This is a genomic window from Bradyrhizobium sp. WSM471 (assembly GCF_000244915.1).
In the GTDB taxonomy this organism is placed as follows: domain Bacteria; phylum Pseudomonadota; class Alphaproteobacteria; order Rhizobiales; family Xanthobacteraceae; genus Bradyrhizobium.
This window is the reverse complement of the sequence record NZ_CM001442.1, coordinates 7,032,774-7,045,236: the sequence shown is the minus strand read 5'-3', so window position 1 is coordinate 7,045,236 and position 12,463 is coordinate 7,032,774. Positions and strand designations below refer to the sequence as shown.

13 protein-coding genes are annotated in these 12,463 nt (G+C 66.1%); 10 read left to right on the top strand and 3 right to left on the bottom strand.

Annotated features, from left to right (window positions below; all coding sequences use genetic code 11):
* Positions 1-100: 100 nt before the first annotated feature.
* The gene (ubiA, locus tag BRA471DRAFT_RS32110; RefSeq protein ID WP_007614955.1) at positions 101-1,057 is read left to right on the top strand and encodes a 4-hydroxybenzoate octaprenyltransferase; all 957 of its coding nucleotides are present in this window, start codon (positions 101-103) and stop codon (positions 1,055-1,057) included.
* Here the strand turns inward: ubiA and BRA471DRAFT_RS32105 are convergent.
* A complete protein-coding gene (locus tag BRA471DRAFT_RS32105) occupies positions 1,054-1,572 on the bottom strand; it encodes a DUF6101 family protein (protein WP_007614953.1) in 519 nt (172 codons plus the stop codon). The genes ubiA and BRA471DRAFT_RS32105 overlap by 4 nt on opposite strands.
* 264 nt (positions 1,573-1,836) lie before the next feature.
* Between BRA471DRAFT_RS32105 and BRA471DRAFT_RS32100 the strand changes: the two genes are divergently transcribed.
* From BRA471DRAFT_RS32100 to lpxK, 6 genes are read left to right on the top strand one after another with little or no spacing between them, the layout of a single operon-like run.
* The gene (locus BRA471DRAFT_RS32100) at positions 1,837-3,240 is read left to right on the top strand and encodes a TldD/PmbA family protein (protein ID WP_007614951.1); all 1,404 of its coding nucleotides are present in this window, start codon (positions 1,837-1,839) and stop codon (positions 3,238-3,240) included.
* Positions 3,227-4,045, top strand: coding sequence for a 3'(2'),5'-bisphosphate nucleotidase CysQ (locus BRA471DRAFT_RS32095; protein WP_007614950.1), 819 nt, complete (start codon positions 3,227-3,229; stop codon positions 4,043-4,045). Before BRA471DRAFT_RS32100 ends, BRA471DRAFT_RS32095 begins: the two co-directional genes overlap by 14 nt.
* Positions 4,046-4,105: 60 nt before the next feature.
* Positions 4,106-4,348, top strand: a complete 243-nt coding sequence (locus tag BRA471DRAFT_RS32090) for a DUF4170 domain-containing protein (RefSeq protein WP_007596929.1) — start codon at positions 4,106-4,108, stop codon at positions 4,346-4,348.
* Positions 4,345-5,058: a lysophospholipid acyltransferase family protein gene (locus BRA471DRAFT_RS32085; RefSeq protein ID WP_007614948.1), complete on the top strand. Its 714-nt coding sequence runs from the start codon at positions 4,345-4,347 to the stop codon at positions 5,056-5,058. The genes BRA471DRAFT_RS32090 and BRA471DRAFT_RS32085 overlap by 4 nt, the downstream gene beginning before the upstream one ends.
* Positions 5,021-6,367, top strand: a complete 1,347-nt coding sequence (locus tag BRA471DRAFT_RS32080; RefSeq protein WP_088931238.1) for a 3-deoxy-D-manno-octulosonic acid transferase — start codon at positions 5,021-5,023, stop codon at positions 6,365-6,367. Before BRA471DRAFT_RS32085 ends, BRA471DRAFT_RS32080 begins: the two co-directional genes overlap by 38 nt.
* Entirely contained in the window at positions 6,360-7,376 is a 1,017-nt protein-coding gene (gene lpxK, locus BRA471DRAFT_RS32075; RefSeq protein WP_007614941.1) for a tetraacyldisaccharide 4'-kinase, read from the top strand. Before BRA471DRAFT_RS32080 ends, lpxK begins: the two co-directional genes overlap by 8 nt.
* A 212-nt stretch (positions 7,377-7,588) precedes the next feature.
* Here the strand turns inward: lpxK and BRA471DRAFT_RS32070 are convergent, their stop codons facing one another.
* Positions 7,589-7,816 carry a DUF2093 domain-containing protein gene (locus BRA471DRAFT_RS32070; protein WP_007596922.1) on the bottom strand — a complete coding sequence of 76 codons (228 nt, stop codon included), beginning with the start codon at positions 7,814-7,816 and terminating at the stop codon, positions 7,589-7,591.
* Between the two features lie 175 nt (positions 7,817-7,991).
* Here BRA471DRAFT_RS32070 and BRA471DRAFT_RS32065 point away from each other — a divergent pair, with 175 nt between their 5' ends.
* A complete protein-coding gene (locus tag BRA471DRAFT_RS32065; RefSeq protein ID WP_007614939.1) occupies positions 7,992-8,816 on the top strand; it encodes a dienelactone hydrolase family protein in 825 nt (274 codons plus the stop codon).
* 122 nt (positions 8,817-8,938) lie between these two features.
* Positions 8,939-9,175, top strand: a complete 237-nt coding sequence (locus BRA471DRAFT_RS39190) for a hypothetical protein (protein ID WP_198287917.1) — start codon at positions 8,939-8,941, stop codon at positions 9,173-9,175.
* A 283-nt stretch (positions 9,176-9,458) separates the two neighbouring features.
* Here the strand turns inward: BRA471DRAFT_RS39190 and xseA are convergent, their stop codons facing one another.
* Complete coding sequence (gene xseA, locus BRA471DRAFT_RS32060) at positions 9,459-11,081, bottom strand: exodeoxyribonuclease VII large subunit (protein WP_007614935.1); 1,623 nt, start codon at positions 11,079-11,081, stop codon at positions 9,459-9,461.
* Positions 11,082-11,218: 137 nt separating this feature from the next.
* Between xseA and BRA471DRAFT_RS32055 the strand changes: the two genes are divergently transcribed.
* A complete protein-coding gene (locus tag BRA471DRAFT_RS32055) occupies positions 11,219-12,328 on the top strand; it encodes an alpha/beta hydrolase (protein ID WP_007614933.1) in 1,110 nt (369 codons plus the stop codon).
* Positions 12,329-12,463: the final 135 nt, after the last annotated feature.

Sequence of the window (12,463 nt, the reverse complement as noted above, 5' to 3'; positions counted from 1 at the left end):
GAGATCCTCTTAGGAACTTCAAATCGATAAGCGGCACGTGAATTATAATTTCTTGCTAGTGCCCTTGTAGTTTTCGAAGTTCGTACCGGAATACGCCGCGATGGAATACGAACTTCGAAAACTGGGCACTAGCACATCCGCCCGCGTTGCCGATTCTACCGGCAACTGGGTTGATACGCGCGCACCGCAATGGGCGCGACCTTATCTGCGCTTGTCCCGCTTCGATCGTCCGATCGGCTCCTGGCTTCTGTTGATGCCGTGCTGGTGGTCGGCGGCGCTCGCCGCCGGAATGGCGCATGACGTCCGCGGCCTGCCGCTCACCATCATCCTTTTCTTCATCGGCGCCTTCGTGATGCGAGGGGCAGGCTGTACCTGGAACGACATCACCGACCGTGACCTCGACGACAAGGTCGAGCGCACCCGCTCGCGGCCGCTGCCGTCGGGCCAGGTGAGCGCGAAGCAGGCGCTGGCCTTCATGGTCGCGCAAGCGCTGATCGGGCTCGTGGTGTTGCTGCAGTTCAACCGCTTTGCGATCCTGACCGGCATTGCCTCGCTGCTGATCGTCGCGATCTACCCGTTCATGAAGCGCATCACCTGGTGGCCGCAGATCGTGCTCGGGCTCGCGTTCTCCTGGGGCGCCCTGATGGGATTTGCCGTCACCTTCGGACGGATCGACGTCACCGCGCTCGTGCTCTATGCCGGCGCGATTTCCTGGGTGATCGGTTACGACACGATCTACGCGCATCAGGACGCCGAGGACGATGCGCTGATCGGCATCAAGTCCACCGCGCGCCTGTTCGGCACGCATACGCACCAGGCGCTGATCCTGTTCTACGGCCTGGCGGTGCTGCTGATCGGCGTGGCGCTGGCGTCGGGCGATGCGCGCTGGCCGGCCTGGCTCGGACTTGGGGCCTTCGCCGTGCATCTGGCCTCGCAGATCGCGCGGCTGAATATCAGCGACGGCGATCTCTGCAAGCGCCTGTTCTATTCGAACCGAGATGCGGGATTTCTGCTGTTTGCGGGTTTGCTGGCCGACGCGGTGATACGGGCGGCTTAAGTCCGGGCGATGATCTCGTGCTCATCGCGATGCACCGACAACTCCCGTGCGACACCGGTGCGGCGACGCATCAGAAATTTTGGACGGCGGTCGCGGATCGCGTTGGCGCGGCGACGGCGCGGCGCGGGTTTGCGTGCGCCTTCGTCGAGCTGCGGAAGCGCGAACAGCTCGCTCCAGATCGCCCAGGCTTCAACGAGTTCGTCACCATCGGCGCTGACCAGCAGCGGAATGGAGAGCGAGGGATCGCGATGCACGAGGACGAGGGTCTGGGCCTCGTCGTTGCCGCGCAGCGCGACGCCGGTGAAGTCGCTGACGCGGACGTTGATCGCCATCCGCATGCCGCGGACGGCACGGTGCAGCACGACACGTTCGCGATGAAGTTCGATCTGCCGGACATATCCGTCGGCGCGCGGATCATGCGCATCGAAGCGGACCGGAAGGGAAAGGGGGTCGAGCCGCAGGGAGCGGCTCGACCCGGCGGGAGCGATCCCGCTTGTTGCTGTTTGACGCCTCACGGCTTTCGTTCTCCCCGCCGGGATTATGTTCCCGGTCGATGTGAGGACCTTAGCGCGCGCCTTTCCGAAACCGCTTAAAAAGGCTGGTTAATCCAACCTCACCGCCGCGCATGATTGACAAGACCTTGGCGCGCATGATTGACGAGACGTTGCGCGCAAGGTGCGAATCTGAGCTTTTGGTGGGCTGAAAATGCTTGAAGTCCGCGCGATCAGGGCACATCTGTGGGTTCCGGTCCCGCAGCCCGCCCCAACAGGATTTCGTTTGTGAACCCTTCACCAAGCTCGACGCTTTCGCCCAAGGATTCGTCCACAGCCAGCCGCGACCTGTTCGACCAGTCTGCGCTCTCCGATCTCGCGCAGCGGCTGGTGGAGGCTGCCAGGCGCGCCGGCGCGGATGCGGCCGATGCGGTCGCCGTGCGTGGCGTCTCGCAAGGTGTCGAGGTGCGCGACGGCCGGGTCGAGGAATCCGAACGTTCCGAGGGCGATGATGTCGGCTTGCGCGTGCTGGTCGGCCGGCGCCAGGCGGTGGTCTCGACCAACGACGCCAGCGGCGATGCCGTGACCAAGCTTGCCGAGCGAGCGGTTGCGATGGCGCGCGTTGCGCCCGACGACAAATATGTCGGCCTTGCCGATCCCGCACTGCTCGCGCGCGACTTCCCCGATCTCGATCTGCTCGACCCCGACGTGCCCGCGACCTCGGAGCTCGAGCGCCGCGCGCTCGAAGCCGAGGCTGCGGCGCTCGGTGTGAAGGGCGTGACCAAATCCGGCGGCGCCTCGGCCTCCGCCGGCATGGGCGGCATGGTGCTCGTCACCAGCACCGGCTTCCACGGCTCGTATCTGCGTTCCAGCCAGGGCATCTCCGCCACCGCCATTGTCGGCGACGGCACCGGCATGGAGCGCGACTACGACTTCACCTCGGCGCCGCATGGTGCCGACCTCTTGTCGCCGGAGATCGTCGGCCGATCCGCGGGCGAGCGCACCGTCGCTCGCGCCAATCCACGCAAGGTCGAGACCTGCAAGGTGCCCGTGGTGTTCGATCCGCGCGTCGCGGGCTCGCTGGTCGGCCACGTCGTCGGCGCCATCAATGGCGCTTCGATCGCGCGCAAGACCAGCTTCCTGAAGGACAAGCTCGGCCAGCAGCTGTTCGCCAAGAACATCCGCATCATCGACGATCCCCTGCGCAAACGCGGCCTGCGCTCGCAGACGTTCGACGCGGAAGGTGTTGCCGTGAAGAAGATCGCGCTGATCGACGAAGGCGTGCTGACGACCTGGCTGCTCGATTGCGCCACCGCGCGTGAGCTCGGTCTCACCACCACCGGCCATGCCCATCGCGGCGTCTCCTCCTCGCCGTCGCCCGGGCCGTATAATCTGCATCTCGAACCCGGCACGCCGACCCCGGCCGAGCTGATCTCCGACATCAAGCAGGGGTTCTACGTCACCGATCTGATCGGCTCGGGCGTCAACGGCGTGACCGGCGATTACAGCCGCGGCGCCTCCGGCTTCTGGATCGAGAACGGTGAACTCACCTATCCCGTGAGCGAGGTGACGATCGCCGGCCATCTGTTCGAGATATTCAAGTCGATGCAGCCGGCGAACAATCTCGAGTTCCGCTACGGCGTCAATGCACCGACGGTGCGCATCGAGGGTTTGACGCTTGGCGGACGTTGACGCGAACGCGACAGGTGAAGCCATCCTGACGCGCGACGCGGCGCTGCTGCAAGACACGGTGCGGGAGGCGGGCGCACTCGCGCAGTCGATGTTCCGCACCGAGCTGAAGAAGTGGACCAAGGGCGCGTCCTCGCCGGTCTCGGAAGCCGACATTGCCGTCAACGATCTCCTGGAAGCGCGCCTGCGCGCGGCGACGCCCGACTATGGCTGGCTGTCGGAGGAGAGCGCCGACGACGAGGTGCGGCTGACGCGGCGCCTGACCTGGATCGTCGATCCCATCGACGGCACCCGCAACTACCTCAACGGCCACGACGAATGGTGTGTCAGCGTCGCGCTGGTCGAGGATGCCTCGCCTGTTCTCGCCGCGGTGTTCGCGCCGACGAGCGACGAGTTCTTCTTCGCCGCCCGCGGCCAGGGCACGACCCTCAACGATGTGCCGGTGTGGGCGACGGCTGGGTCCGAGCTCGACTTCTCGCGTGTCGCGGGTCCCAAGCCCCTGGTCGAGCGCCTGAAGCCGTCACTGGGCGAGATCAAGCTGCATCCGCGAATCGGTTCGCTCGCGCTGCGTCTGTGCCGGGTCGCCCATGGCGCGCTGGATGCGGCTTTTGCGGGCGGCAACAGTCATGATTGGGACCTTGCGGCGGCCGATTTGATCGTGCAGGAAGCCGATGGTAGGATGAGCGATCTCTCCGGAGATCCCATCCTCTATAACCGCCGGCAAGTCACGCATGGGGTGCTGGTGGCAGCGGGTCGCGATCGTCATGCGAGCATTGTCTCGCATTTTCGAAACCGCCCCTTGCCGTGAAGCGCTTTCTCGTGCTTGTCGAACACTGCTTTGCCGGGCAGCCCGTTAGGAACAGAACCGATGCCAGATAGTGCCCCGCAACAACTGCTCCACCTCGTCGTCGGCGGCGAGCTCGTCGATCTCGAGCACAACACCTTCAAGAATCTCGACGACGTCGAGATCGTCGGCCTGTATCCGAACTATGCGACCGCGCACGCCGCCTGGCGGGCCAAGGCGCAGAGCACGGTCGACAACGCGCAGATGCGCTATTTCATCGTCCATCTCCACCGGCTGCTCGACCCGAATCAAGAACCGGCGCGTTGAAAAAGCTGCTTCGCAATACGCTGAGGAGCAGCTTCGTTCAGCGTGCCGTCGGAATCCTGGCGGCGGAATATCTGCGTCTGGTCTGGTGGACGAACAAATTCACGTTCGATCCACCTGACGTCTATGACCGCGTCGAGCCGCAGATCCCGGCGATCTTCGCCTTTTGGCACGGCCAGCATTTCCTCACCCCCTTCATCAAGAACAAGGACTGGTACAAGGCCAGGGTCCTGATCTCCCGTCACCGCGACGGCGAGTTCAACGCGATTGCCGCCGAGCGGCTCGGCATCGGCACCATCCGCGGGTCCGGCGACCATGGCGGCGCGTTTCATCGCAAAGGCGGGGTCGGTGCCTTCAAGGAAATGGTGCGGACGCTCCAGGACGGTTGTAATGTCGCGCTGACCGCCGACGTCCCCAAGCGCTCGCGCGTGGCCGGGCTCGGCATCATCATGCTGGCACGGGAATCGGGGCGGCCGATCATGCCTTTTGCGATGGCGACCAGCCGCTTCGTCCGGCTCAAGAACTGGGACCGCACCACCATCAACCTGCCGTTCGGGCGGGGCGCATTGGTCGGCATCAAGGAAATCCACGTTCCGCCGGATGCGAACGCCGCCACCATGGAAGCGCTGCGGCTCGAGCTGGAAGAGACCTTGAACGAGGCGACCCGCCGCGCCTATGCGCAACTCGGCCGGCCGGGACCTGCAGATGCCTAAATCGCTGCCCGGCTCGCTGCCGTTGACGCTGCGGATGTACCGGCGCCTGGCGCGCGGCCTGGTGCCGCTCGCGCCTGTGCTAATCAAGCGGCGCCTGAAGCAGGGCAAGGAAGATCCCGCGCGCGTCGGCGAACGACGCGGCCTGTCCCGGGACGTGCGGCCGCACGGTCCGCTGGTCTGGATTCACGGCGCCAGCGTCGGCGAGGTCCTCGCCGCGGCGGCACTGATCGAGCGCCTGCGCGATCTGAACCTGCGCATTCTGCTCACCTCGGGCACCGTCACGTCGGCCGCAATTGTCGCAAAGCGCTTTCCACCCGACGTCATCCATCAATACGTGCCGTATGATTCCCCGCGTTATGTCGCGCGCTTCCTCGACCATTGGAAGCCGTCGCTGGCGCTGTTCATCGAATCCGATCTGTGGCCGAACCTGATCCTGGCCGGCGCCGCGCGCCGCGTGCCGATGGTGCTGATCAACGGGCGGATGTCGCCGCGCTCGTTCCCGCGCTGGCGCCGCATGCAAGGCACCATCTCGGCGCTGCTGTCGCGTTTCGACATTTGTCTGGCGCAGTCGAAGACCGATGCCGCGCGATTCTCGGCGCTCGGCGGCCGCGACGTCGTCACCACGGGCAATCTCAAGCTCGACGTGCCGGCGCCCCCGGCCGATCCCGCCAAGCTCGAACGGCTGATGGCGATGACGCGCGGGCGTCCGATCATCGTCGCGGCCTCGACCCATCCGGGCGAGGAGGAGATGCTGGTGGCGGCGCATCGCAGCCTCAGCGGTTTCTTCCCGCAGCTCCTGACCGTGATCGTGCCGCGCCATCCGGATCGCGGCTCCTCGATCACGGGCCTGATCACGGCGTCGGGCCTGAAGCCGGCCCTGCGCTCGCGCGACGAATTGCCGACGGCGACCACCGACGTTTATATCGCCGACACCATGGGCGAGCTCGGCCTGTTCTACCGCCTCTCGGAGATCGTGTTCATGGGCGGATCGCTGATCCACCATGGCGGCCAGAATCCGATCGAAGCGATCAAGCTCGGCGCGGCCATTGTCCATGGTCCGCACGTCTTCAATTTCGCCGATGTCTACGAGGCGCTCGATCACAGCGGCGGCGCGCGCCAGGCCGACACGCAGGAACTGCTGATCAAGCAGCTCGGCCAGCTGCTGGCCGATCCTGCCCTGCGCCAGAAGATCCACCAGTCGGGCGCCGGCGTGGTCGAGGATCTCGGTGGCGCACTCAACCGCACCATGACCGCGCTCGAGCCTTATCTTCTGCAGTTGCGGATTGAGATGGGGGCCGCCAATGCGTGAGCCGGCCTTCTGGTACCGGCCACGTTCCCTCGAATCCTACGCATTGGGGCCACTGGGTGCGCTCTATGGCGCGATCACGGAACGGCGGATGCTGCGCGAGGGCGTCGACGCCGGCATCCCCGTGATCTGCGTCGGCAACTACCATGTCGGCGGCGCCGGCAAGACGCCGACCGTGCTGGCGCTGACCAAGCTCTTGCGCGAGCTCGGCGAGACGCCGGTGGTGCTCAGCCGCGGCTATGGCGGCAGCCTCAAGGGCCCGGTGATGGTCGACCGGATGCGTCACACCGCGTCCGATATCGGCGACGAGCCGCTGATGATGGCGCGCGACGTCTCTGTCACGGTCGCGCGCGACCGCCTCGACGGCGTCGTGCTGGCGAAGTCGCAAGGCGCCACCGTGATCCTGATGGACGACGGTTTCCAGAACCCGCGCCTTCTCAAGGACACCTCGCTGATCGTGATCGACAGCGAACGCGGCCTCGGCAACGGCAAGGTGTTTCCGGCCGGCCCGCTGCGTGCGCCGCTGAAGGCGCAGCTCGCGCGCACCGACGCGCTGGTGATCATCGGCGGCGGCCGCGCCGCCGATGATGTCGCGGCCGAGCTTGCCGGGCGCAACAAGCCGGCGCTGCGCGCGCGGCTGAAACCGGATGCCGGGTCGGTTGCGAGACTGTTGGGCAAGCCGGTGTTCGCGTTCGCCGGCATCGGCGATCCCGAGCGGTTCTTCCGCAGCTTGCGCGCCGGCGGCATCGATGTCGCGGCTACGCGTGCCTTCGCCGATCATCACATGTTTTCGAACGACGAGATCGCAGCCCTCGCCGCGGAGGCGCGGCGCGAGCAGCTGATGCTGGTGACCACGGAAAAAGATCTCGCGCGCCTGCACGGCCGCGAAGGCGTGCCGGACGACATCGTGCCGTTCGCCGTCCAGCTCGAGTTCGACGACCCGGCTGCGCTCAAGCAACTGATCAGCGATCATCTCTACAAGGCGCGGGAACGGCGGTTCTCAAGGCGCTGAAACCCACTGTCGTCCTGGCGAACGCCAGGACCCATTGCCACCGAATTTAGTTTTGCGATTCACTGTGGCTCCCGCTTTGCCTCACACGCGCTCGCGGGGTAATGGGCCCTGGCTTTCGCCAGGGCGACGAGGACATTCACGCGACGTTCATCGCAAAACGCCTACCGGTTTGAACCGCTCAGGAGAATGCGATGAAGTTGTTGCCCCCGGCCTCACGCTTGCGGCTTGGGCGCGCCCGGGTAATGCCGCTCGAGCACGGCGGCGGGCGTGGCGTAGGCTTCCTGCAAATCCACGCTCCAGTATTTCAACTCGTCGAGCGGGATGCGCGTATCGGTGATCGCGCAACGCACGAAGGTCCCCGGCGAGATCACGCGGAAATCGCCGTCGAGATACTGCACCTGCGCTTCGCCATGGCCCGAGGGGCCGAACTTGTTCAGCACGGTCGAAAGTCTCCGTGGAAGGCCGCTCCGGAATCACATGGGAGGGCGCGATGTGTTGGACGGGATGTAGCATAGATAGGGTGGCTTGTCCGCCCGGTAAACCCACCGGTTTGTGATGTTTTGGCGCCATTTCCGCATGATAGTGCTTGAGCGAAGGATCCAACGGCAAAGTTCGATGCGCCTTCCGTTCACCGCCCTGTTCCTGACGCTCCTGATGTCGGCCGCGCAAGGCTCGCCGGCGCCGCAGCCGGTCGAGATTCCGCTTGTCTCCGGCGTGCTGCATGCGCAGCTCTACAAGCCCGAGGGCACGGGGCCGTTTCCGACCGTGATCGCGCTGCACGGCTGCGGCGGCCTCGGTGGCCATTCCGATTCTGTCCTGCCGCGCTATCGCGAATGGGCCGAGCGGCTGCTCAGATCCGGCAACGCCGTCCTGCTCCCTGACAGCTACGGCTCGCGCGAGCTCGGGCCGCAATGCCGCGTCAAGGAGATGCACGTCAAGGCGCGGCGCGAACGCGTCACCGACATCGCAGCGTCGCGCGCCTGGTTGATGCGGCAGAGTTGGGTTGCGCGCGACCGCGTCAGCCTGATGGGCTGGGCCAATGGCGCCAGCGCGCTGCTCTGGGCCGTGCGTCCGCAGAGCCTTGCGCGCGATGTCGGCCCGGATTTCCGCGCCGCGATCGCGTTCTATCCGGACTGCAGGATTTCCGCAGGCCTTGGCTGGAGCACACGGGTGCCGACGCTGGTGCTGATCGGCGGCAATGACGACGTCTCGTCGCCGCCGGCCTGCCGCCAGATGGTCGATGGTGCGCATGGCCGCAGCGCGCTCGCGCGGATCGTGGTCTATCCCGGCGCCTATCACGATTTCGACCGCGCCAACACGCCGGTGCATGCCGCGAGCGGCAGCCTTGATGCCGCCGCACCCGAGCACGGCCATCTCGGGACGGATGCGCAGGCGCGCGCGGAGTCGCAGAAAGAGGTCGTCGAGTGGCTGGCGCGGTAATGGCAGTGCCGTAGCCCGGATGGAGCGAAGCGCAATCCGGGGAGGTCGGTTGTGTGTGGCGCGAACCCCGGATTACGCTCCGCTCCATCCGGGCTACACGCTCCACCGCAGCGGGGCCGACCGTGAATCTACGGATCGCACGCCCTGATGGTTTCAACCCGTGGCAACGCCATCATTCGACCACGATGTCGATTAAACGCAATCCCATGCGCAACCGCTTCGCCCTGTTCTCCTCCGCCCTGATCGTCTTCACCGTCGCGGTCTTCCTGTTCGAAGCCCATTCCTTCGAAGCCCATGCCGGCGCGCCGGAGCATTGCGGCTTCTGGACCACGATCGACGCGGGATTGTCCTGCCGCTGAGACGCGCAGTCTGGTAGCCCGGATGAGCGTAGCGATATCCGGGGCCGCTGGTCCCGCATGTCGCTACGCTCATGCGGGCTACGACGGCTGAGCACAACGACGGACGTGTGAGGCGCACTCTCTTCCAGCGTCGTCCTGGCGAAAGCCAGGACCCATTACCCCAGGGAGTGGTTTTGCGAAGACTGGTCGTTCGGGATTGGCACCGCGCGTACCCGATAGACCTCGCGGTATGGGTCCTGGCTTTCGCCAGGACGACGGCGAGAATGTTGCGCCTCTCCCCGCCTCAGAACAAATTCCCCTGATCCACCGGCTTGCCGACGCGCTTCGGCGCGGGCTTTGCCTCTTGCGCCGCCGCCTTGGCTTGCGATGGCGCGCGCTTCGCCGCAGTCGCAGGCCGATCCGCATCCGCGGTCGCACCCACGCGGCCATCCGCAAATTCGATCTCGACCCGTGCACCAGGCCCGATCGCGTCCGCCGCATGTACGGGATGGCCGGCTTCGTCCCGCACCAGCGCAAAGCCGCGCGCGAGCACGCCGCGATAGGACAGAGCGGAGAGCAGCTTGCCGCTGTTCTCGACGCGGGCATCGAGCCGCTGCAACAGCGTCACCAGCGCGCGGCCCGCGCGCTCGGCAAGGCGATGCGTGCGCTCGCGCTGGCGCGCGATCGCGTTGCGCTGCGCCTGCGCATTGGAGAGTCTTGAGGCGCGCAAGCGCACTTCCAGCCCGGCGAAACGATCGCGCCGCCGCCGCAGCAGCGAGCGCGTGGACAGCCCGAGCCGCTCGCCGCACACGGTGAGGCGATGATCGGCCTGCGCGATCTGGCCGTGCAGCACCCGCAGCGTCAGCTTGGCACTCGCCGCGGTAAACCTTCGGAAATGCGCGTGGGTGTTGGCCTTGAGGCAGCGGGGCAGGGACGCCCCCGCCGAATCCAGCCGCTGCCGCGGGATCGCCAGCAGATCGCCGGCCGCCGGCAGCGCGCGCGCGGCCGCACGCAGCTCGCTGCGACGGCTCTCCTGGCCGCGTTGCCAGCAGGACCGGGTGCGTCGCCCGAGATCGCCGACCTCGACAAAGAGATCGCTGCGCACCGGCACGGCCATCTCGGCCGCCGCCGTCGGCGTCGGCGCGCGCTTGTCGGCGACGAAATCGATCAGCGTGATGTCGGTCTCATGCCCCACCGCCGAGATCAGCGGGATCATGCTCTCGGCCGCGGCGCGCACCACGATCTCCTCGTTGAACGACCACAGGTCCTCCAGCGAGCCGCCGCCGCGCGCGACGATCAGCACGTCGGGGCGCGGAATCTTGCCGCCCGGGGCAATCGCGTTGAAGCCGCGGATGGCTGCCGCGACCTGCTCGGCCGAGCCTTCGCCCTGAACTTTCACCGGCCACACCAGCACGTGGCGGGGAAAGCGGTCCTCCAGCCGATGCAGGATGTCGCGGATCACGGCGCCGGTCGGCGATGTCACCACGCCGATCACCTCGGGCAGCCACGGCAGCAGCTGCTTGCGCGCCTCGTCAAACAGGCCTTCGGCGGCGAGCTTCCTCTTGCGCTCCTCCATCAGCGCCATCAGCGCGCCGATGCCGGCCGGCTCCAGCGCCTCGATCACGATCTGGTATTTCGAGGAGCCCGGATAGGTCGTGAGCTTGCCGGTGGCGATGACCTCGAGCCCCTCCTGGGGCTTGAAGCGCATGCGGCCGTGCACGCCCTTCCAGATCACCGCCTCGATCTTGGCGCTCTCGTCCTTGAGCGCGAAATAGCAATGGCCGGAGGAATGGGCGCCGCGGAAGCCCGAGATCTCGCCGCGGACCCGGACATGGCCATAGGTGTCCTCGACCGTCCGCTTCAGGGACTGCGAGAGCTCGGAAACGGTGAATTCGGGTGTGTTGAGCAGGGGTTCCGCTGAAGGCATCGGCAAACGATTCGGCATGTGGGGATCAGACCCGACGTTAAGGATTTTTGCAGCGCCGCGCCAATCCGGGGATTGATCAGAAGAGTACTCTGCACTATAGAGTTCTCTATATTTGATCAGTTTGAGGGGAGTGGATCATGGCAATTCGACTGTTGCGCGGCGTCTTGAGCGGGCTGAAATGGGCCCTGTGTGCGGTTGGCGGCGTGGCGCTGATCTTGGCCGCCATGATCGCGACCCCGCTCGAGCGCCCACCGGAGATGAAATCGGTCTCCGACTCCGCCAAGGGCATCGACTGGACCACCCTCCCGCCCCTGGAGCGCTTCCAGGCCCGCGACGGCACCTGGATCGGCTTCCGCCACTACGCTGCCAAAGCGTTTTCAAGCGAAGTGGAAGCCGGTTCGCGTGAAGAAAACGCGTCAAAACAAGAATCCGGAGCCCCGTTCCGATCCCATCGGAACGGAAATGGCTCCGGTCCTGTGACCGGCCGCGGCGCGATCTTCATCCACGGCTCGTCCGGCTCCAGCGGCACCGTCAATCATGCCCTGACCCATGCGATCGCCTCGCGCGGGGTGGAGACCTGGGCGCTCGACATCCGCGGCCATGGCGGCTCTGGCACGCGCGGCGATATCGGCTATGTCGGCCAGCTCGAGGACGACCTCGTCGATTTCGTCGCTCAAATCCGCAAGACCGCACCGGAACTGCCGCTCACCTTGATCGGCCATTCCGCCGGCGCCGGCTTCTCGCTGCGCGTCGCCGCGACGCCGATCATGCAGGACATGTTCGTGCGCACCGTGCTGCTCGCGCCCTATCTCGGCTATGACGCGCCGACCAACAAGCCGCATTCCGGCGGCTGGGCCAATGCCGACCTGCCGCGCCTCTTCGCGCTCGCCGCACTGCGCAAGCTCGGCATCGACTGCTGTTCGCAGCTTCCGGTGCTCGCGCTCGCCGTGCCGGCGACGTCGGCAAAGTACCTCGTCGCCACCTATTCCGACCGCCTGACGCGCAATTTCGCGACGCGCGGCTATCGTATCGATCTTCCGGCGACGACCCGTCCGGTCACGATCTTCGGCGGCGCCGAGGACGAGATGATGATCTCGGATAAGTATGCGGAGACCGTGCAGGCCATCAAACCCGCGGTCGACGTCAAGGTCATCGACGGCATCAACCACATGGGCATCGTCACCAACCCGAAGGCAATCTCGGTCATCGCCGACGATGTGGCGACGCGCGGGGCAGGGCAGTCATGATGCGCCCCGCTGATGACAGGGTAACCGCATATGAGAGCGAACGATGGAGCGGCATCGGCGGTAGGTTTCCTCCCCCGCTTGCGGGGGAGGGCTGGGGAGAGGGCTGTCGCCGCAATGGGATCGTCGAGAATTGCG